An 18,654-nucleotide genomic window follows, 5' to 3' on the forward strand; every position below is an offset into this window, starting at 1 on the left:
AGGGGTGATGGGACAACTGACCGTGCGCGCACTGCGCGCCGTTCTCGTGGGGCTGCTCGCCGGATCGGTGTTCGTGGAGGCGGTGATGGTGCCGTTGTTGGCCCTCGATCTGGACGGGCTCGACCCGGACTACGCCTACCTGCGCACACCGCTTCTGCTGATCATCGTGCTGGGCGTCGTCGCGGCCCAGGTGGTCCTGGTGTGCGTATGGCGGCTGGTGACGATGGTGCGGCGCGGCACGGTGTTCTCGCCGGCCGCCTTCCGCTACGTCGATGTCGTGACCGGTGCCTTCGTCGCGGCGGCCCTGCTGGTGTTCGCGCTCGCCGTGGTCCTGGCCCCCGGCGAGGCCGTGGCGCCCGGGCTCGTGCTGCTGATCTGCGGGGCCGCGCTGGCCGTCATGGGCGTCGCGCTGGTCGTGCTGGTGCTGCGGGCGTTGCTCGCCCAGGCCGTGGCCCGCGACGTCGAGGCCACGCGCATGCAGGCCGAGCTGGCCGAGGTGATCTGATGCCGATCGCCGTCGACATCGACGTGATGCTGGCCCGGCGCAAGATGTCCGTGGGCGAACTCGCCGAGCGCGTGGGCATCACCCCCGCCAACCTGGCCGTCCTGAAGAACGGCCGCGCCAAGGCCGTCCGCTTCACGACCCTCGCCGCGCTGTGCGAGGTGCTGGACTGCCAGCCGGGGGAACTGCTGCGCTGGGAACCCGAGCCGGAGCCGGACGCAGCCCCGGCGGTCGTCGACAGCCGGGGCTGAGGATCGTACGAGAAGGGACGTACCGGCAGGTCAGCGCTGGGCCGGCTTGAGGACCACGAAGTCCGCTTTCGCCGGGTCGACGCAGACGGCGAGCCGGCCGACGCCCTCCGCGTCGTCCGGGCCCATCTGGACGGTGCCGCCGTTCTCCTTGACGCGGGCGACCGCCGTGTCGCAGTCCTCGACGTCGAAGACGGGGTGCCAGTACGGTCGCCCGCCGGTCAGGGCGAGGTGCTCCTTCGGCATCTCCATCAGCCCGCCCTGCATGCGATCCTCCGGCTGCCCGGCCGGGGTGATCAGGGTGTAGGTGCCGCCCCCGCCCGGCAGCTCCATGTCGCTGAACTGCCAGCCGAAGACCGCGCTGTAGAAGTCCTTCGCGCCGGCGGCGTCGCTCGTGTACAGCTCCGTCCAGGACAGCGAGCCGGGTGCGTCCACCAGTTCCACGCCCCGGTGCGAACCCGGCTGCCAGACGGCGAACTGCCCGCCGAGGGGGTCGCTGTACTGCGCCATGCGGCCCCACTCCTCGAGGTCCATGGGGGGCACCCGGACCGTGCCGCCCGCCTGTTCGACCGCGCGGGTCGTGGCGTCCGCGTCGGTGACGCAGTAGTAGATCATCCAGGCCGAGCGCGCGCCCTGCTCCGTGAGCCTGCCGATCCCGGCGACCAGCCGGCCGTCCCGGCGGAACATCCCGCCGCCCACGCTCTCGTCGCCTTCCGTCATGGGCTCCCACTCCCAGTCCAGGACGGAGCGGTAGAACTCGACGGCGGCCGGCACGTCCGGCGCGCCCAGGTCGAGCCAACAGGGGGAACCGGCGACGAAGTCGGTGCTGATCATGAAGATTCCCTTCGCAGGTCGTTGCCCCCCTCAGCCTGACACCGGCCCGTCCCCCTCGCACGGCGACAACCCGGCGCCTCGCAGGGCCTCCCGCAAGGGCAGCTCGGGGTTCGCGGCAGCCGCCTCGACCACCTGCCCGTCCTCGTCGCCCAGCAGCTCCACGAGCGTCCGCGGCGGCAGCGCCGGATGCGCGGCGGCGACCCGCCTGGCCCGCCCGTCGGCCAGACACGCGAGCAGGGCCGTGGCCGTCGCACGGGGATGCCCCGCGATCTCGCGCAGCGCCCTCTTCGCCGGCGGCCGCTGCCGCGCCAGCTCCTCCAGCAGCGCGGGGGACGCGTCCGGGTTGGCCGCCACCCTTGAGGCGACCTGGACGCCGTGCCGGTCGACCATCGCGCGCAACCGCGCCTCGGACAGGCCGGGGTGGGACGCGACGGACTTGGCGACCTTGGCGTCGCCGTCGTCGGCCAGCGCGTCGCGGACCGTGTCCGGCAGGTCCCGGCGCACCGCCACGAGCATCCGTACCGCCGACTGCGGCGAGGCGGCCAGCTCCACGACCTCCGCCGTGGAGGCGGCGGCCACACGCGGCAGTGCCGTCGGGCCGATCCTGGTGCCGCTCGCGACCCGGACCAGCACATCGAGCGGCACCCGCGGATGGTGCGCCACACAGCGCCGTACCTCCGGGTCCCGGTCATCGGCCAGGGCGCGCAGCACAGCGGCGCCGGCGGCCGGATTCCCGGCGAGCGTGGAGCGCACCCCGGGCACCGGGTCGTCGGCGAGGCGCCGGGCGACGGACGCGGGCAGATCCGGGCGGGCGGCCAGTTCCCAGCGCAGCAGCGCCGACGGGTGGTCGGCGAAGGGCACGACGGCGTCGGTCGGTGTGGCCGGATTCCGCAGGGCCAGCTGCTGGATGTCGAAGACCGTGGACTCGTGGGAGCCGTCGCAGGCGGCCCCCGAGCGAAGGTCGCAGTCGAGCCGGGGACAGTCGCGCGGGTGCGCATACGGCGGCTCCTCACGGTCGCAGACCAGACACCGCACCGCCGGGGCGAGTCCCTGACCCGAGAGCAGCATCCTCAGGACGGCCGCAGGCGTGCCCTCGTTCGCGGCCACCGCACGCCGCACCTCGGCATGCGGATGCCCCGCGAGCCGCGCGGCGACCCCCGGTGCGGCCCACAGCGCGAGCTCCGCGACGACGCTCACGTCCGGGTCGGCGGCGAGCGTCTCCACCACATCGGCGGGCAGCCCGGGGCAGGCGGCCAGCCGCTCCCGGCGCGCCACGACCGGGTCGCGGGCGAACGCGCGCGCCCACTCCGGCCGGCCCGCCCCCGCATCGAGCAGGGCGAGCGCGGCCCCCGGCCACGCCACCGGGTCGACATCGGCAGCCGTCAACCGGCCCTCGTACGCCAGCTGTTCGGCAGCACCCTCACTGCGCGCGGCGAGCGCGGCCACCTGCACGCGGCTCAGATCCGTACGGAGGGCGAGCGCGACCGCGAGGCCGGGGTCGGCGACGGCGATCAGCCGGTCGACCAGGGCGGAGGGCAGGGCCGGACGGGCGGCGAGCCCGGACAGGACATCGTTCACCGGCCCATCCTGACCGCCCACCGACGGAAGGGCTGCTGAATTACGGTCAGGCCTCAGGCGCCCGCATGGACATGGGTCGCCCACAGGGAAGGCACCGAGACCGCGTCCCTGCGCAGGGTGCGGACGGCGTGGTGGAGGGCGGCCGCCGCATGGGCCGGGCCCAGACGGGCGTAGGTCGGGTAGAAGACGTGGGCGGCGCGAGTGGCGACACGGTCGTCGACCGGCCAGAGCGTGCCCACCACATGGGGATAGCCCGCCAGTTGGAAGGCGGACGCGAGGTGGAGGGACTCGTCGGCGAGGCCCGTGTCGTCGGAGCGGGCGGTCGAACAGGCCGAGAGATAGGCCAGATGCGCCTGATCCAGCCGCACCGAGGTGAGGGACGCGACGGTCAGCGGGCGCGTGGCGTGGTCGTGCAGCAGCAGCCGGCTGTGGGACGGGTCGGCGGGATCGCTGACGCCGTGGCAGGCGAAGTGGGCTACGGCGTGCCGCGGCAGCAGTTCCAGGACCTTGCCGGTCGTCGGCTCCGGCGGGGCGAAGGAGCCGGGCAGCGCCTGCGCGACGAGCGCGGCCTCGACGCCCACGAAGGTGAGCCGTCCGGGAACACCGGGCGTGGTGGGCATGGCGACGACCAGGGCCGGTCCCGGCCGGTCCGGCAGGCGCCGCCGACGGGCGTGCCGCAGCGCCCCGATCGTGGGCGTGTAGGAGGACACGACCCGGTCCAGGACGGCGTCGCCCGAGCCGTCGTGACGGCCGGAGGCGTGCAGCGGGAACATGCCGAGCAGCCCGCCGGGCGCCCACCAGACACGAGGCCACTTCTTCGCAGGCGTGTCCGGCGGGAGCGGGCGGTCGTGCCCCAGCGCGGCCAGGACCGGACCGGTGACGGTGTCCCACAGCCAGGCCAGCGTCTCGGTGATCTCGGCCTGGGCGGCGCGCAGGGTGTCCCGGTCACGGGCCCGCGCCGTGCGGCGCAGCGCGGCGAGGAACACGTCGATGCGCCCGAGGACCTCCTCGTGGCGGAGCGCGGGTAGCGGCACGCGGGTGAGGCCGTCCGGGGTGAGCAGCAGCGCGTCCGAGCCGAACCGGCTGACGTTGAGCGTCGCGATCGGACCGGGACCGGTCTGCGCGAGCAGGTCGGCCAGGGCCGGGGGCCTGGCGAAGGACGACTGGCCGGGCAGGGACCGGATCTCGGCGAGCAACGCCTCCCACCGGTCGGCCAGTTCACGGCGTTCGGCCGGGGCGAGCGGCTGGTCGAGCAGATTCCGCAGCGCGCTGAACCGCTCGGCGGCGTCCGGGTGCGTCTCCTGCAGCGCGGTCACGTCGTCGCGGGTCTCCAGGGCCCGGGCGTACAGCACGGCCCGCCCCGCTTCCAGCAGTTGCAGGGCGTCCTCGCGGCGCCGGGCGTCCGACCGCCGCGGGTCGCGCAGCACCAGCGCGGCGGCGTCCGCGGCGAGCCCGGCGTGCAGGCCCAGTCCGTGCAGTTGGTCGGAGCGTCCCAGGCTGCGCGCGGCGACGGTCTGCGGCAGCAGACGTACCGCCAGCTCCAGGAATCCCGCGGCCTCGGTCGGGCGGCGGTCACCGAGCAGCACCCCGGCGACGTTGGCGACCGCCAGCCGCTGCGACGGGGACGCGGAGAGGTGGTCGACCGCGGCCCGGAACCGGTCGATCGCCTCCCGCTCGTCCTGGGCAGCGCCCGGCCCGCCCAGTTCCGCGCGCATCGCGAGGGCCATGCCCAGAGCGCCGAGGTGACGGCTGCGCTCCGGATGGCCGTCCGGGGCCGACGCGACCGCCTGCCGGTTGGCGGTGACGGCCTCGTCCAGCTCCTCGCGCCGCCCCGACGCCTGGAAGCGCTGGATGTGGACGCCGCCCAGGCTGGTGAACATCGAACCGCTGTCCGGGTGCTGCGGGGCGAGCGTGACGCCCTCCCGCAACGCGGCCTCCGCGGCGTCCAGATCGGCGTCGTCACCGAAGGTCACATAGCGCAGAGCGAACAGCAGACCGAGGTTGGACAGGCATCTGACCTGCTGGAGTTCGTCGCCCGCGGCGAGTTCCCGGGCGCGGCGCAGCCACCGGACGGCCTCGTCGGCCGTCGCGGGGTCGAGCGTGCGCTGGAAGGAGACCCCGAGGGCCGAACCGAGGTTCGCCATGTAGACGGCCCGGCGCCGGTGGCCCGGGGGTGTGAGATCGACGGCCTCCCTGGACAGCCGGACCGACTCGTCGAGGTCGGCGGAGTCGCCCGACCAGTCGAAGCGGTCGCCCAGGGCGGTGCCCAGGTTCGTCAGGAAGATCGCCCGGTCCGACGGGGACAGGTCGTACGACAGCACCGTACGGAAGTGCCCGATCGCCGTCTCCAGGTCGCGGGTGTCGCCCGTCGTGCCGAACCTGCTGTTCAGCGAGGCGGCGAGATTCGACAGCAGGCCCGGCCGTTCGGGGTCGTCCGGCGGGACGAAGTCGAGGAGCCGGTCCCAGAGCGCGACGAGTTCGTCGTGGTCGGCCGCGTCCAGCGATTCACCGAGCTCGCGGGTGCGCGCCGTGACGGTGTCCGTGGCCTCCTCGACCAGCCGCGGCAGGATCTCCTCCGGGAAGTCGCCGACCTCGATGTCGCTGAACATGCACGGCAGGAACATCTCCACCGCCTGCTCCAGTTGGGCCCGGTCGCCGGTGTCGCCGCCGTAGCGGTAGAGGTGCAGCCAGCCGAGGAGGAACCACGAGGTCGGGTCCTCGGTGTCCTCCCGCAGCAGCGCCGCCTCCGCGAGCGCCTCGTCCTCCAGCGCCGCGTCGAAGCGCCCCGACTCCTGCACCCGGTCGATGCGGGCCACGACCAGATCCTGGCGCCGCCGCCGCTCCTGCTCGTCCATCGTGACTCTCCGTACGTCCGCCCCGCCGCGACAGTAGCGGTGCCCGCCTCCGGCAACCAGCCCAATCACACGATCCTGACGGTCACTTCGTCGCGCCGCGCCCCGTGCGTACGACGGCGGCGGCGAGCAGCAGCACCCCGAGTGCGGCGGCGGCCGTGCCCCGCCAGCCGATCAGGTCCAGCAGCGGCGCGGCGAGGGCGGTCCCGAGGGCGCCGATCGTGAAGTAGAGGACGAGGTAGACGCTGCTGAGGCTGCCCGAGCGCCCGGGGTCGAGCGCGATGACGCGGCTCTGGTTGGCGGCCTGCGCGGCGAAGCATCCGGCGTCGAACAGGGCGAGCCCGCACGCGGTGACGAGCGGGGCGTCGAGGCCGGTGGCCAGCACCGCGGTGCCGGCCGCGGCCGTCAGCAGGGCCGCGGTGATCACCGTACGCGGACCGTACCGGTCGGTGAGCCGCCCGGTGTACGGCAGTACGACGAACCCGAGCATCCCCGCCAGGCTGTACAGGCCGATGGACGTGGGGCCGAGGACGTGCGGCGGCTCGGCCAGAGCGAGCGCGAGGGTGACCCACACCAGGTTGAACGCGACGTACCAGAGCCCTCCGGCCGCCACCGCCCGCCGCAGTGCGGGATGTTCGCGCAGCAGCGGCGGGAGCGAGGCGAGCGTGGCCCCGTACCCACGGCCGGGCCTCGGGCGTCCCCGCGGCAGGCGCACGGCGGCGGCGGCCGCGCATGCCAGGGCGAGTCCCGCGAAGACGAGCAGCATCGGCCGCCACCCGAGAAGGTCGGCGAGGGTGCCGCCCGCCAGGCGGCTCAGCAGGATGCCGGCCGACATGCCGGCGGCGACCGTGGCGACACTCCGTCCGCGGCGCGCGTCCGGCGCGTGGCGTCCCGCGATGCTCCCGGCCTGCGCCGCGACCCCGGCGGCCGCACCGATCAGCAGATACGCGGCCAGCAGCACGACCGGGCCGGACGCGGCCGCGGCCAGGCAGAGCGCGGCGGCCAGCGCCGTGAGCTGCGCGGCGACCAGGCGGTTGGGCGCGAGATGGTCGGTGAGCGGCAGCAGCAGCGCGAAACCGGTCGTGCACCCGACGAGCGCGGCCGTGGGGACGAGGCCGATCACCGCCAGGGGGACCCCCAGGTCGGCCGCGACCGCCGCCAGCGCGGGCTGGAGGGCGTAGTTGTTCGCGATGGCCGCCCCGGCGATGACGGCGAGCAGCGGGGCGCCGCCTCGGGCGAGGCCGTCGGTGAGGCGTGTTTGCTTCAGGGGTGGGGGAGTCGGGGCGCCGGTCGCGGCGGCGCGAGGTGTGCCGGCCCCGGCGAGGCCGGCCGGGTGTCGCGGCACGGGGTGGGACGCGTCGTCGCGGCGCAGGTCCTCCCTCACGGCTGGGGGCCGCGGGTGAGGACGACCACGTAACGGCAGTCGCTGTCCGTGGTGTTGGTGAAGACGCGTGGGGCGGGCTCGCCGAGCTCGATGGTGTCGCCGGCGTCGAGTTCATGGACCGTGTCGCCGTCGTGGAAGGTGAGCCGGCCGTCGAGGACCCACACCACCTGGCGTACGAACGCGAAGGCCGCGGCCGGATACGGCACGGTGGCGCCGGCGGGGAGCAGGATCTCGGCGATCTCGGCGGGGAAGTGCGGGCCGCTGATCTGCCGGCGCAGATAGCCGGTGTCGGGGTCGCGCCACTCGGCGGCCTCGCCCGACCGGCGCACCCCGGCCGAGTCCGGGACGTCCTGCCGCTGCCCCTCGGCCAGGGCCAGCAGCGAGGCGACGCTGAGCTGGAAGGCGGCCGACAGCTTGCCCAGGACGACGGCTGTGGGGGAGCTCTCGCCGCGCTCGATGCGGCTGATCATCGCCTGGGAGACCCCCGAGGCGTCGGCGAGCTGCGCCAGTGTCCACCGGCGTCGCTCCCGCTCGGTGCGGACGCGGGCCGCGATCTGCCCCACCAGGGGATCTACTATGTTGGACATGAATCCAATATACGAGAGGAGTCGTGTGGTGGAAGTGCGTCCGGCGCGGCCCGCCGACGCGGAGGCCGTCCGCGAGATCCGCAACCACGCGATCGCGCACTCCACGGCTCTGTGGACGGACACGCAGCAGTCCCCCGCCGAGGGTGCGGCCTGGTTGGCCGCCCATCTGGAGCGCGGCTCCGCCTTCGTCGCCGAGGCGGACGGCGAGGTCGTCGGCTTCGCGGTCTACGGGCAGTGGCGGGAGAAGGAGGGCTACCGTCACAGCGTGGAGGACTCGGTCTACGTCCGCGAGGGCCGGCACGGCCTCGGCATCGGCTCCGCCCTGCTGGGCGTCCTCGTCACCGCTGCCCGGGAGGCCGGCCACCATGTGATGATCGCCGGCATCGAGGCCGAGAACACGGCCTCCGTGAGGCTCCACGAACGCCACGGCTTCCTGCACGTCGGCACGATCCCCGAGGTCGGCGTCAAGTTCGGCCGCTGGCTCGACCTCACCCTGATGCGGCTGCCGCTGGCCTGACGGAAGACGCTCTAGTCACCGTCGGAGGAGGAGCGGCCGCGGCCTCCTTTGTGGCTCTTGAGCAGAGCCAGCAGCACCTCGCCCGTCGTGACGGTCACCCGCCCCACGACGTGGGCCCAGCGGGGGCCGCCGCGTTCGGCCCAGATCGCGCAGGCGCAGCCTGCGAGGGCGAGGGCCAGGGCGCCGATCAGCAGCAGAGTCGACAAGTTCGCCCGCCTTCGGGTGCGTTCGGTCGTGCTGATGATGTCAGCACGTGCTGACCTGGGTGACGTCAGGAGTGGCCCGACGGTTCACCGCGCGCCCAGTTCCAGTCGAGGAGCAGGGTGCGCATCAGGCGCGCGGCGTTCGACATCCGGCTGTCGGCGCCCCAGTGCAGGGTGAGGACGCGGCGGCAGTCCGGGCTGTCGACGGCGACCCAGGCGGCGGGGAGGTTCAGGGCGGCGCCCCGGGCCATGTCCGGGATGAGGCCGACGCCGAGGCCGGCCTGGATCAGGTCCGCGACGGCGCTGGGTTCGTCGCCCTCGCAGACGATCCTCGGGGTGAGGTCCTCGGCGGCGAAGAGCCGGTCCAGCAGGCGGCGTTGCCAGTGTCCCTTGCGGGTGGTGACGAAGGGCTGGTCGGCGAGCTCGGCGACCCTCACGCAGGTGCGGTCCGCCAGCGGATGGCCGAGCGGCGTGACCAGCCAGACCTGTTCGTCGAGCAGCCGGGCCGTCTCCAGGCCGTCGGCGGGCAGCGGCTGAGAGGCGACGCAGAGGTCGACGTCCTGCGCGCGCAGGCCCCGGGCCATCTCCGCGGCCGTCAGCTGATGCAGCTCGACCTCCACGGAAGGATGGGCGCGTTTGAACGCCGCGAGCGGCCCGGTGACCGTCAGGAACGTCTCCGACGCCAGCCGAACCGTCCCGAAGCCCTCGCCGCCGACTTCGGCCACGGCCCGCCGCCCCGCCTCCAGCTCACCGAGCGCCCGCTCGACATGGTCACGGAAGAGCGCACCCGCCTGGTTCAGCCGCAGCCGTCCGGCCCGGTCGAACAGCGCAGTGCCCAGCTCGCTCTCCAGGCGCGCGATGGAACGGCTCAACGACGGCTGGGCGACGCGCAGTTCATCGGCCGCGCGGCTGAGATGCTCCAGCCGCGCCACCGCCAGGAACTGCCTCAGCGTGTTCAGATCCATGGCCCTCGCGCCCTCGGGGAGTCATCACGGCACAGCGATCTTAGGCGGGACGGCGGCGCGGCCGAGCCGGCGGACCTCAGTCGCCGAGCAGCCGCCACGCCGCGAGGGCCAGCTTGGCGCGCGTCAGACCCGCGGGGTCGGTGAGGTCCAGCGCGAGGGCCTTGGCGAGCTGGTCGACCCGGCGGGCGACGCTGCTGTGGTGGAGGTGGAGGAGATCGGCGGCGCGGCGCAGCGAGCCGGTGGTGCAGTAGGCGTCCAGGGTCGACAGGTCGTCGGCGCCGGACGCGATGCGGGCGATCGCCGCCACGTCCGGGTTGGCCCGCAGGGCCTCCGGCGGCAGCTCGGCGAGCAGGGCCAGCGCGCCCAGGTCGGCGTGCCGGACGACGGGTTCGCGCGGGGTGGTGAAGCGTAGGGCGGTGCGGGCCTGGCGCCAGGACAGGGCGGGCGCCGCGGCGGCGCCGATGCCCGCCCGGACGTCCGCGGGGAAGCGGGCCGCGTCCACGGTGGTGGCCAGCAGGACACCGACGTCCGCGAGCGGCGCGGCCTTCACCGGCCGGCCCGCGCAGACCAGCGCGCCGATCCGGTCCAGTGCGGGCCCTGGGCGCACGGCGACGACCCGGACCGGCACATCGGCGGCGAACCCCAGCAGGCGCAGCGCCCGCGCCCGGGCCGCCTCGTCGGTGTCGGCGCTGATCACCAGCTCGACGAGCGCCGGGTCGGCCATCGTGGTGCGGGCCGGGCCGTACCGCTCCACGGCCGCCGTGACGGCGAGGGCCAGCCGGTCCAGGACCACGTCGTCGAGCGCGTTCGTCACGGCCCCGGACCGCTCCAGCCACACCGTGCCGATCTCCTCCTCGTCGAGGGTGATCGGCACCGTGCTGGTGGCGGGGGACTCCGGACCGGGGGCGGCCGTGCCGTCGGGGGCCATGCGGATCGTCCGGCCCGTGCCGTGCAGCCGTATCCCGGCCACGCACTCGGCGAGCCCCGCCGACGCCCGGGCGAGCGCGGGCAGGTCCACGCGCCGGCGCATCAGGGTGTCGTAGAACGCGACGATACGGATCGCGCCATCGACGTACGGATCAAGTCCCGACAGCCGTACGGCCAGTGCCTCCATGCCCGCAGCATAGAGCGGAGGGCGGGCGCCGTTCGGCGCGCGAACCGGGCGGGATGGGCGACGGACGGCGGATGATCTTTTCCGCCGCCGCCCCGAGGATGGCCGTCATGGATCCCGAACTCGAAGCATTCGTCCCGCTGTTCCCCCGCGCCGACTTCACCGACCCGGTCACCGCCCGCAAGGCTCTCGCCGAGCTGGCCGCCGCGGTGCCCGCCCCGGACACCGGCGATCTGGAGGTCGAGGACCGCACCGTGCCCGCCGACCCGGACGTGCAGGTGCGCGTCTACCGCCCCCGACAGGCCCAGGGAGCCGTCCTGTGGCTGCACGGTGGCGGATTCGTCATGGGCGATGCGCGCACCGAGCACCCGTGGGCCGCCCGGCTCGCGCACGGCTCGGGCGCGGTGGTGATCTCCGTGAGCTACCGCCTCGCCCCCGAGGACCCGTTCCCCGCCGCCCTGGACGACGCCTACGCCGTTCTCGCCTGGACCGCCGAGCACGCCGCCGAACTCGGCGTCGACCCCGAGCGGATCGCCGTGGGCGGGCACAGCGCAGGCGGCGGACTCGCGGCCGCGCTCGCGCTGCGCGCCCGTGACGAGCAGGGGCCCGCCATCTGCTTCCAGGTCCTCAACCAGGCCCAGCTCGACGACCGGCAGGAGGTCTGGTCTCAGCGCACCTTCACCGACACGCCCTGGGTGAACCGCGACAAGATCGCCCAGTCGTGGAGGCACTACCTCGGCTCCCGGCCCGCCACCCCCTACGCCGCCCCCGCGCGTGCGGACGACCTGTCCGGCCTTCCCCCGGCGTACGTCTCCACCGCCGAGTTCGACCCCAACCGCGACGACGACCTCGACTACGCCCTGCGCCTGCTGCGGTCCGGCGTGTCCGTCGAACTCCACCAGTGGGCGGGCACGTTCCACGGCTCGCAGGCCCTGCTGTCCGCGGAGGTCTCGCAGCGGCAGATCGCCGAACTCGGCGCCGTGCTGCGCCGCGCACTGGCCCCGTGAGCCCAAGTCACCGATCAGGAAAGGACGGACGCCTTGAACATACGACTGGCCCTCTGCGCGAGCGCGACGGCGCTCGGAGTCTGCGCGGGCACGGTGGCGGCGGCCCCCGCGCCGGACACGACCTCGACCTCGACCTCGACAACAGCCGCGGCCCCCGTCGCGGATGCCGCGGCCCTGCAGTCCGCACTGGACGACCTCCATCGCGCGGGCATGCCGGGCGTCTTCGCCGAGGTGCGCGACGCGGACGGTGTCTGGCGCGGCGCCTCGGGGGTCGCCGACCTCCGCACCGGCCGCCCCGTCACCCCCGGCATGCGGCACCGCGTCGGCAGCATCACCAAGACCTTCACCGCGGCCGCGGTCATGCAGCAGGTCGAACGGGGCCGCATCGACCTCGACGCGCCGATCGGCGGCTATCTGCCGCACCTGGTGCCGGGGGAGCGCGGACAGCGGATCACGGTCCGGATGCTGCTGAACCACACCAGCGGCATACCCGACCACATCGCCTACGCCTTCCCGTCCCTGAAGGTCATGTCGCCGCAGAGCCTGGACGACAACCGGTTCCGGCAGTTCAGCCGGACCGAGCTGATCGAGCTCGGCCTCTCGGCACCCCCCACCGGTGAGCCCGGGGGCCCGACCGGCGTGTACTCCAACACCAACTACCTGCTCCTCGGCGCACTGCTGGAGAAGGTCACCGGCCTGCCGGCCGAGGAGTACATCACCCGCCATGTCATCCGGCGCGCCGGGCTGCGCCACACCGCCTTCCCGGACGGACCGCGCATCGAGGGCCCGCACCCGCGGATGTACGAGTCCCTGCACGGCGCGATCGACCCGCCGCGCGACTACAGCGTCTACAACATGTCCTGGGTGACGACCGGCGCCGGCCTGGTGTCGACCATGGCGGACCTCGACCGCTTCTACGGCAGGCTCCTCGCCGGCGAGATCGTCAGCCGGTCCTCGCTGGCCGAGATGCAGCGCACGATCCCGGTCGTGGCCCTGGACGGCTCGACCGTCGAGTACGGCCTCGGCCTGCACCGGAGGGACATCCCGGGCTGCGGCACCTTCTGGGGCCACGACGGCAGCGCCTGGGGCGCCGGCACGCTGTCCTTCACGCGGGCCGACGGCCGGCGCCAGATGTCCGTCGCGGTGAACCTCGCCCGGTGGAACCGCCTGGACGCCTCGGGACAGCCGCAGCCGCACCCCATCGACAAGGCGCTTGCGGCGCTGGAGGAGCAGGCACTGTGCGGCGATCGCTCCTCTTGACGTACCGGGCAAATCGGTAAAGTGTGTACGTATACGCCGTAAATAGACGGCGCACGGGAGCTCTCCGTCGAGGAGTCCGTGATGACGGCACAGCTGACCACCGGTCTGCGCACGCTCGTCGTGAGCGCCGTCCCCGGGGCTCGCCCCCGTCGTCTCCGGCAGTCCGCGGAGGCCGGCGGGGCGAGCGCGGGGCATCAGCCGTCGCACGTCGTGGCGCTCCGCCGGGACATGCGCGGCGTGATCGACCCGCCGCGCCGGCGCGGCGACGGCGAACCCGCCTTCGTCCACCGGCACAACGCCGCCCGTGCCCGGACCCCCGAGGCGATGACCGGCCACCCCGCCTTCGCACACACCGGCCGGCCGCTGCTGGTGCCTGGCCCCCACCGCACGTCGTCCCTCGTGTGCGTGCCGGTGCTGTCATGACGGCGTCACCGACGCAGGTGCCGGGGCGCGAGGGGATGTGGCGCGACCTGCTGCCCCCGGGCCGGCGGTACCTCGCCCTGCCCTCCCGGCGGCACCCGGTCGTGGTGGCCGAGGACCGGGCGGCGGTGCTGCACTACGTCCGCCAGTCGCTGCTGGCGATCCCGCCGCCCATGCCGGGCTGGCTCTACCCGGCCGCCCGCGCCGCCCTCGCCGTACCGGCCCTGCCGCGCATCCTGCCCGGCCTCACCGTCACCGACCAGGACCTCGGCGCCGGACTCACGCACGACACCCTCGACGACATCGGCCGGCTCACCGCGTCCGGACCCGTGGTGCTGCTCGACCACAGCCACGACCCGGCCCGGCTGCTCCTGCTGATCTTCCCGCCCGACGCGCCGCACCCCGAACTCGCCGTGAAGATCCCGGCAGGCCCCCAGGCCGCCCAGTCGATCCTGCGCGAGGCCGAACGGCTCCGCGCCCTCGCACCGCTGCCGCTCGGCGCGACGCGGCCGACCGTCCCCACCGTCCTGGGCCTGCTGCGCCACGGGGACCTGCCCGCCCTGGCCACCAGCGCCCTGCCCGGAGCGCCGATGCTGGTCGCCTACCACCGCCCCGGCCACCACGCGCGTCCCGGCCCGGTGCGCGCCGACTTCGTCGCGGCCGCCGACTGGCTCAGCGGCTTCCAGTCGGCCACCGCCGGTGCCTTCGCGCCCCTCGACCTGCGCCCCGGAGTGGTCGAGGCGCTGGACGACCGGCTGGCCCGGCCCGCCCGCGTCGGGCTGCACGCCCTGCGCCGCCGGCTGCGCGCCCACCTCGCGCCCCGTACCGCCGTGCACGGCGACTTCTGGCCCGGCAACGTCCTGGTGAGTCACCACCGGGTCTCCGGCGTCGTCGACTGGGAGCGCGCCCGGACCGCCGGCAGCCCGCTCGCCGACCCGGCCCGGTTCGTCGTCTCCTACTGCGAGCACCTCGACCGGCGCACCCACCCCGGCCACCGCGTGCCCGGCCACCACGGGCTGATCGCCGGCCGGCCCGGAGCCGCCCTCGCCTACGCGCTCGACGGCGCCGGCTGGTACCCCCGGCTGATCCGCGAGTTCCTCGCCGCCGCGCTGCACCGCCTCGGCCTGCCCGCCGCCTGCGGGCGCGACGCCGTGCTCGCCGAGCTCGCCGCGGTCGCCGCCGAGGCCACCGACCCCCGCTTCGCCGAGGCCCAGGCCCGGGCGTTCATCCTGCTGCTCGCCGCAGAGGAGACGCCATGGCCGTTCTGAGCCGACCGCGCGCATCCCGCAGGCGTCCCACCGCCCGCCACGAGACCACCTCCGCGACGGCCCGCACCGCCCTCGTCCTCCCGCCCCGGCGGTGCTGGTGGTCCCGGCCCGTGCCGTGGCCGCACACGGCCCCGACCCCGAAGGAACCGTCATGCGCTCAGCATCCGCACGTCCCCTGTCCGCACGTCCTCCGGGCCGGGTCGTCCTCGTCGGCGCCGTGCACGAGGCGCAGGCGGCGCTGACGGCCCTGCTCCACTCGCCGCTGGTCCGCCTGGCGGCCGTGATCACGCCGCCCGACGAGGAGCGGCGACGGCTCTGCGGCGCCGCCGACCTCGCGGGCGCCGCCGGGGCCGCCGGCGTCCCGGTGCTGCGCGAGAGCGACGTCAACGCGCCCGCCGTGGTGGCACGCGTACGCGCGCTGGAACCGGACCTGGTGGTCGTCGTCGGCTGGACCCGGCTGCTCGGCCCCGAGCTGCTGTCCGTGCCCCGGCACGGCTGCGTCGGCTTCCACGCCTCCCTGCTGCCGCGCCACCGCGGCCGCGCCCCCGTCAACTGGACGATCCTGCGCGGCGAGTCGGTCACCGGCAACACGATGATGCTGCTCGACCCGGGCACGGACACCGGGGACATCGTCGACCAGCGCCGGCTCTACATCGGCCCCGAGGACACCTGCGCCACCGTCTACGACCGGGTCGCGCAGGCCGGCGCCGACATGCTCCTCACCCATCTGCCCGCCCTGCTCACCGGAACCGCCCCGCGCAAGCCGCAGAACCCGGCCGCCGGCGATGTGCTGCCGCGCCGCACCCACGCCATGGGCGTCATCGACTGGGACCGCCGGCCGCGCGCCGTGCACGACTGGGTGCGGGCGCTGACCACGCCGTACCCCGGCGCGTTCGGGATGCTCGACGGCGAGCGGGTGATGGTCTGGCGCACCCGCCCGCCGCGCCGCGACGAACCCGCGGGTCCGCCCGGCATGGTCCTCGCCGTCGAGCCCGACGGGGTCCGGATCGCCGCGCGCGGCGGCAGCGTGCTGGTCACCGAGATGGGCGGCCGGGCCGAACCGCCGCAGCCCGCGGCCCGCTGGTGCCGGAGGTTCGGCGTGCTGCCCGGCACGCGGTTCGCGCCCGTGCCGCCCGACGTGGCCCGCTGGGTGCGGGGCGAGGGCCCCCGCCCGGAGGGGGCGCTGCGATGAAGACCCTGCGTGGATGAAAACCCTGCATGAGGGTCAGAAGTCGTCCGAGCGTCAGAAGTCGTCCGGATAGGGGTCGGCCAGCGCGGCATGCGCCCGGCGGGTCGGCTCGGTGGCCGGGAAGCCCGGCAGCAGCGCGGCCAGGATGCGGCGCACGCCCGGCGCGTCGTTGTGCTCGGCCGCCGCGTACAGCGCGGGCAGATGCCGGGCGAACGGGATCGCTCGGGTGAGGGGTTCCGCGGCGAGGATGCCGGGGTGGGCCGTGCTGGTCGGCCGCTCGCGCCTGGACAGCAGCGTCTCGTGGAGCTTCTCGCCGGGCCGCAGACCGGTGTAGCGGATGTCGACGTCCGCGATGTCCAGGGCGCGGGCGTAGGCGCGGACCAGGTCCTCGATGCGCACCGGGCCTTCGAGGCCGGGGACGAACACCTCGCCGCCGCGTGCCGTCCGGGCCGCCTCCAGGACCAGCCCGACGGCCTCCTCATCGGTCGTGAAGCAGCGGGTGGCCTCGGGATGGGGGACCGTCACCGGGGTCCCGGCGCCCAGTTGCCCGGCCACGACCGACAGCAGCGAGCCGCGGCTGCCGAGCACATGGCCGAACCGGACGGCGGCGAACACCGTGCCGGGCGGCGCGTCCTGCCCGGCGTCGCCCACCAGCAACTCCGCCAGCCGCTTGGTCGCGCCCAGCACCGACACCGGGTCGGCCGCCTTGTCGCTGGAGACCAGCACGAACCGCGAGGTGCCGACAGCGATGGCGGCGCGGACCACGTTCTCGGTGCCGCGGACGTTCGTCTTCACTCCCTCGCACGGGTGCAGTTCGAGCAGCGGCAGACGTTTGTCGGCGGCCGCGTGGAAGACCACCTCCGGCCGCAGCTCGCGGAAGACCTGGTCGATACGGTGCCGGTCGCGGATGTCGGCGATCACCGTGTCGCCGCCGTGCGGTGCCTCGCCGTACAGCTCCTGCCGCAGTCGGCGCAGAGCGGACTCGTCGTGGTCGAGCAGGAACAGCCGGCTCGGCCCGAACGCCCGTATCCGACGGCACAGTTCACTGCCCACCGAACCGCCCGCGCCGGTCACCAGGACGCGCCGCCCGGCCACCGCCGACCGCGCCTCGGGGCTGATGACATGCGTCTCGGCGCGCCCGATCAGCTCGCGCAGGTCCGGCGAGCGCAGGTCGCTGACGTCGCGCTGGAGCGCGGCGACGAACGACGGCAGACGGCGCACGCTCGCCCCGGCGCCCTCGGCGGCCTGTGCGACTCGACGGAAGCGGTCCGGGGCGAAGGCGGGGATGGCCACGACGACCGCGCCGACCCGGAGCGCGCGTACGGTCGCCCCGGTGTCGTCGAGCCCGCCGAGGACGGGCAGACCGGCGACCGTCCCGGCCCTCTGCTTGGCCGTGTCGTCGTCCAGGAACCCCACGGGATCCAGCCCGAACTCGGGCGTTTGGGCCAGGTCCCGGGCGAGCGCCCGTCCCACCTCACCGGCCCCGACGATGACGGTGCGCAGCCCGGCCGACCGCGGCCGTACGGCGGCCGGGGCGGGGGCGGCGTACCGGGCGAGCCGCTCGCAGACCCGGTCCAGGTCGCGCTCGGCGAGGTCGGGGCGGAGGGGCAGCGACAGCAGTTGCGGGAAGAGCGCGTCCGCCCCGGGCAGCCCGTCCGGCGGGACGGTGGTCACGCGCCGGAAGTACGGCATGTGATGCAGCGGGACGAAGTGCACGAAGGTGCCGATGCCGTCCCTGGCCAGCCGCTCGACCAGCTCGTCGCGGTCCGTGCCGTACTGCTCCAGCACCCGTACGACGTACAGATGGCGGGCGTGCTCGCCGGGGGTCGGCCAGGCGAGCGGCTCCAGCCCGGGTATCTCGGCGAGCGCCGCGTCGTAGCGGGCGGCCAGGGCGCGCCGCCGCTCCTGCCAGTCGTCGAAGTGGCGCAGCTGCGCCCGGCCCACGGCGGCCTGGACGTCGGTCATGCAGGCGTTCAGGCCGGCCTCGTCGACGGTGTGGCGCCAGCCGTCGGCGGCGGACATGCCGTGCAGCCGTGCGCGCCGGACCCGCTCTGCGATCTCCGGGTCGTCGGTGGTGAGCATGCCGCCCTCGCCGATGGGCAGGGTCTCGGTGGCGTGGAAGCCGAAGCAGGCGGCGGCCGACGGGCCGCCGCCCACGGGCCGGTCGCCCACCCAGGTGCCGAGCGCGTGCGACGCGTCCTCGACGACCTGGCTCAGCGGCAGGCCCGCGGCCCTCGCCAGCTCCTCCAGCGGCGCGGGGGCGCCGCCGTAGTGCAGGACCGTCATCGCCCGGGGGCCCGCTCCGCAGGCCCGGGCGGCCCGCTCCACGGTGTCCGGCGTGGGCATCGCGGTGCCCGGGTCGACATCCACCAGCACCGGCCGCAGCCCGGCGTGCACCACGGCGTGCGCGGCGCCGCAGAAGGTCACGGCCGGTACCAGCGCGGGCGCGCCGTGCGGCAGCCGCAGGGCGCGCAGCGCCAGCTCCAGCGCGGCGGTGCCGGAGCTGACGGCGACGGCGTGGCGGGCGCGGACCCGCGCCGCGAACTCCGCCTCGAACAGTTCCGCCTCCCGCCCGGTGGTCGCCCACCCGGAGGCCAGCACCCGCCGCGCCGCACGCCGGGCCTCGGGACCGACACGGGCGACGGCGAAGGGAACGCCACTCGCAGCGCCGTCCTGCCGGTGCCGGGGCCGCAGCCGGTGAACTGTCATGACCAGCCTCATCCAGAAGG

At 75.0% G+C, this 18,654-nt stretch carries 17 protein-coding genes; 8 read left to right on the top strand and 9 right to left on the bottom strand.

Annotated features, from left to right (window positions below; translation table 11 throughout):
- Positions 1-7: 7 nt before the first annotated feature.
- Both RKD23_RS35710 and RKD23_RS35715 read left to right on the top strand, forming a co-directional pair.
- A complete protein-coding gene (locus tag RKD23_RS35710) occupies positions 8-505 on the top strand; it encodes a DUF2975 domain-containing protein (RefSeq protein ID WP_424857488.1) in 498 nt (165 codons plus the stop codon).
- The gene (locus tag RKD23_RS35715) at positions 505-753 is read left to right on the top strand and encodes a helix-turn-helix domain-containing protein (RefSeq protein ID WP_424857489.1); all 249 of its coding nucleotides are present in this window, start codon (positions 505-507) and stop codon (positions 751-753) included. The genes RKD23_RS35710 and RKD23_RS35715 overlap by 1 nt, the downstream gene beginning before the upstream one ends.
- 30 nt (positions 754-783) lie before the next feature.
- On the opposite strand, the gene RKD23_RS35720 is transcribed toward RKD23_RS35715, so the two are convergent.
- The 5 genes from RKD23_RS35720 to RKD23_RS35740 all read right to left on the bottom strand — a co-directional run bounded on the left by RKD23_RS35720 (position 784) and on the right by RKD23_RS35740 (position 7,985).
- On the bottom strand, positions 784-1,584 hold the full coding sequence (locus tag RKD23_RS35720) for a VOC family protein (RefSeq protein WP_424857490.1): 801 nt from the start codon (positions 1,582-1,584) through the stop codon (positions 784-786).
- Positions 1,585-1,614: 30 nt separating this feature from the next.
- Complete coding sequence (locus RKD23_RS35725) at positions 1,615-3,162, bottom strand: hypothetical protein (RefSeq protein WP_424857491.1); 1,548 nt, start codon at positions 3,160-3,162, stop codon at positions 1,615-1,617.
- A gap of 53 nt (positions 3,163-3,215) precedes the next feature.
- A complete protein-coding gene (locus tag RKD23_RS35730) occupies positions 3,216-6,017 on the bottom strand; it encodes a CHAT domain-containing protein (protein ID WP_424857492.1) in 2,802 nt (933 codons plus the stop codon).
- Between the two features lie 82 nt (positions 6,018-6,099).
- Positions 6,100-7,398: an MFS transporter gene (locus tag RKD23_RS35735; protein ID WP_424857493.1), complete on the bottom strand. Its 1,299-nt coding sequence runs from the start codon at positions 7,396-7,398 to the stop codon at positions 6,100-6,102.
- A complete protein-coding gene (locus RKD23_RS35740; RefSeq protein WP_424857494.1) occupies positions 7,395-7,985 on the bottom strand; it encodes a helix-turn-helix domain-containing protein in 591 nt (196 codons plus the stop codon). Before RKD23_RS35740 ends, RKD23_RS35735 begins: the two co-directional genes overlap by 4 nt.
- 28 nt (positions 7,986-8,013) lie before the next feature.
- On the opposite strand from RKD23_RS35740, the gene RKD23_RS35745 reads away from it, so the two are divergent.
- The gene (locus RKD23_RS35745; RefSeq protein ID WP_424857495.1) at positions 8,014-8,502 is read left to right on the top strand and encodes an N-acetyltransferase family protein; all 489 of its coding nucleotides are present in this window, start codon (positions 8,014-8,016) and stop codon (positions 8,500-8,502) included.
- An 11-nt stretch (positions 8,503-8,513) separates the two neighbouring features.
- On the opposite strand, the gene RKD23_RS35750 is transcribed toward RKD23_RS35745, so the two are convergent.
- From RKD23_RS35750 to RKD23_RS35760, 3 genes are all read right to left on the bottom strand, one after another.
- Positions 8,514-8,708: a hypothetical protein gene (locus RKD23_RS35750; RefSeq protein WP_424857496.1), complete on the bottom strand. Its 195-nt coding sequence runs from the start codon at positions 8,706-8,708 to the stop codon at positions 8,514-8,516.
- Positions 8,709-8,773: 65 nt separating this feature from the next.
- Complete coding sequence (locus RKD23_RS35755; protein WP_424857497.1) at positions 8,774-9,670, bottom strand: LysR family transcriptional regulator; 897 nt, start codon at positions 9,668-9,670, stop codon at positions 8,774-8,776.
- 76 nt (positions 9,671-9,746) lie between these two features.
- Positions 9,747-10,784, bottom strand: a complete 1,038-nt coding sequence (locus RKD23_RS35760; RefSeq protein ID WP_424857498.1) for a helix-turn-helix domain-containing protein — start codon at positions 10,782-10,784, stop codon at positions 9,747-9,749.
- 107 nt (positions 10,785-10,891) lie between these two features.
- Here RKD23_RS35760 and RKD23_RS35765 point away from each other — a divergent pair, with 107 nt between their 5' ends.
- The 5 genes from RKD23_RS35765 (at position 10,892) to RKD23_RS35785 (ending at position 15,928) form a co-directional block, all read left to right on the top strand.
- On the top strand, positions 10,892-11,788 hold the full coding sequence (locus RKD23_RS35765) for an alpha/beta hydrolase (protein WP_424857499.1): 897 nt from the start codon (positions 10,892-10,894) through the stop codon (positions 11,786-11,788).
- A gap of 210 nt (positions 11,789-11,998) precedes the next feature.
- A complete protein-coding gene (locus RKD23_RS35770) occupies positions 11,999-13,048 on the top strand; it encodes a serine hydrolase domain-containing protein (protein ID WP_424858413.1) in 1,050 nt (349 codons plus the stop codon).
- A gap of 81 nt (positions 13,049-13,129) precedes the next feature.
- Positions 13,130-13,471 carry a hypothetical protein gene (locus RKD23_RS35775; RefSeq protein ID WP_424857500.1) on the top strand — a complete coding sequence of 114 codons (342 nt, stop codon included), beginning with the start codon at positions 13,130-13,132 and terminating at the stop codon, positions 13,469-13,471.
- Positions 13,468-14,736, top strand: coding sequence for a phosphotransferase family protein (locus RKD23_RS35780; RefSeq protein WP_424857501.1), 1,269 nt, complete (start codon positions 13,468-13,470; stop codon positions 14,734-14,736). Before RKD23_RS35775 ends, RKD23_RS35780 begins: the two co-directional genes overlap by 4 nt.
- A 151-nt stretch (positions 14,737-14,887) precedes the next feature.
- Entirely contained in the window at positions 14,888-15,928 is a 1,041-nt protein-coding gene (locus tag RKD23_RS35785) for a methionyl-tRNA formyltransferase (RefSeq protein ID WP_424857502.1), read from the top strand.
- A gap of 51 nt (positions 15,929-15,979) precedes the next feature.
- On the opposite strand, the gene RKD23_RS35790 is transcribed toward RKD23_RS35785, so the two are convergent.
- Positions 15,980-18,634 (bottom strand): DegT/DnrJ/EryC1/StrS family aminotransferase, encoded by a 2,655-nt coding sequence (locus RKD23_RS35790; RefSeq protein ID WP_424857503.1) that lies wholly within the window; start codon positions 18,632-18,634, stop codon positions 15,980-15,982.
- Positions 18,635-18,654 lie beyond the last annotated feature (20 nt).

It is taken from the genome of Streptomyces sp. SAI-170 (genome assembly GCF_049739565.1).
GTDB lineage: Bacteria > Actinomycetota > Actinomycetes > Streptomycetales > Streptomycetaceae > Streptomyces.

Coding starts and splice junctions, on each gene's coding strand:
- RKD23_RS35710 (WP_424857488.1), top strand. CDS start 8: ATGGGACAACTGACCGTGCGCGCACTGCGCGCCGTTCTCGTGGGGCTG.
- RKD23_RS35715 (WP_424857489.1), top strand. CDS start 505: ATGCCGATCGCCGTCGACATCGACGTGATGCTGGCCCGGCGCAAGATG.
- RKD23_RS35720 (WP_424857490.1), bottom strand. CDS start 1,584: ATGATCAGCACCGACTTCGTCGCCGGTTCCCCCTGTTGGCTCGACCTG.
- RKD23_RS35730 (WP_424857492.1), bottom strand. CDS start 6,017: ATGGACGAGCAGGAGCGGCGGCGGCGCCAGGATCTGGTCGTGGCCCGC.
- RKD23_RS35740 (WP_424857494.1), bottom strand. CDS start 7,985: ATGTCCAACATAGTAGATCCCCTGGTGGGGCAGATCGCGGCCCGCGTC.
- RKD23_RS35755 (WP_424857497.1), bottom strand. CDS start 9,670: ATGGATCTGAACACGCTGAGGCAGTTCCTGGCGGTGGCGCGGCTGGAG.
- RKD23_RS35760 (WP_424857498.1), bottom strand. CDS start 10,784: ATGGAGGCACTGGCCGTACGGCTGTCGGGACTTGATCCGTACGTCGAT.
- RKD23_RS35765 (WP_424857499.1), top strand. CDS start 10,892: ATGGATCCCGAACTCGAAGCATTCGTCCCGCTGTTCCCCCGCGCCGAC.
- RKD23_RS35770 (WP_424858413.1), top strand. CDS start 11,999: ATGCCGGGCGTCTTCGCCGAGGTGCGCGACGCGGACGGTGTCTGGCGC.
- RKD23_RS35775 (WP_424857500.1), top strand. CDS start 13,130: ATGACGGCACAGCTGACCACCGGTCTGCGCACGCTCGTCGTGAGCGCC.
- RKD23_RS35780 (WP_424857501.1), top strand. CDS start 13,468: ATGACGGCGTCACCGACGCAGGTGCCGGGGCGCGAGGGGATGTGGCGC.
- RKD23_RS35785 (WP_424857502.1), top strand. CDS start 14,888: ATGCGCTCAGCATCCGCACGTCCCCTGTCCGCACGTCCTCCGGGCCGG.
- RKD23_RS35790 (WP_424857503.1), bottom strand. CDS start 18,634: ATGACAGTTCACCGGCTGCGGCCCCGGCACCGGCAGGACGGCGCTGCG.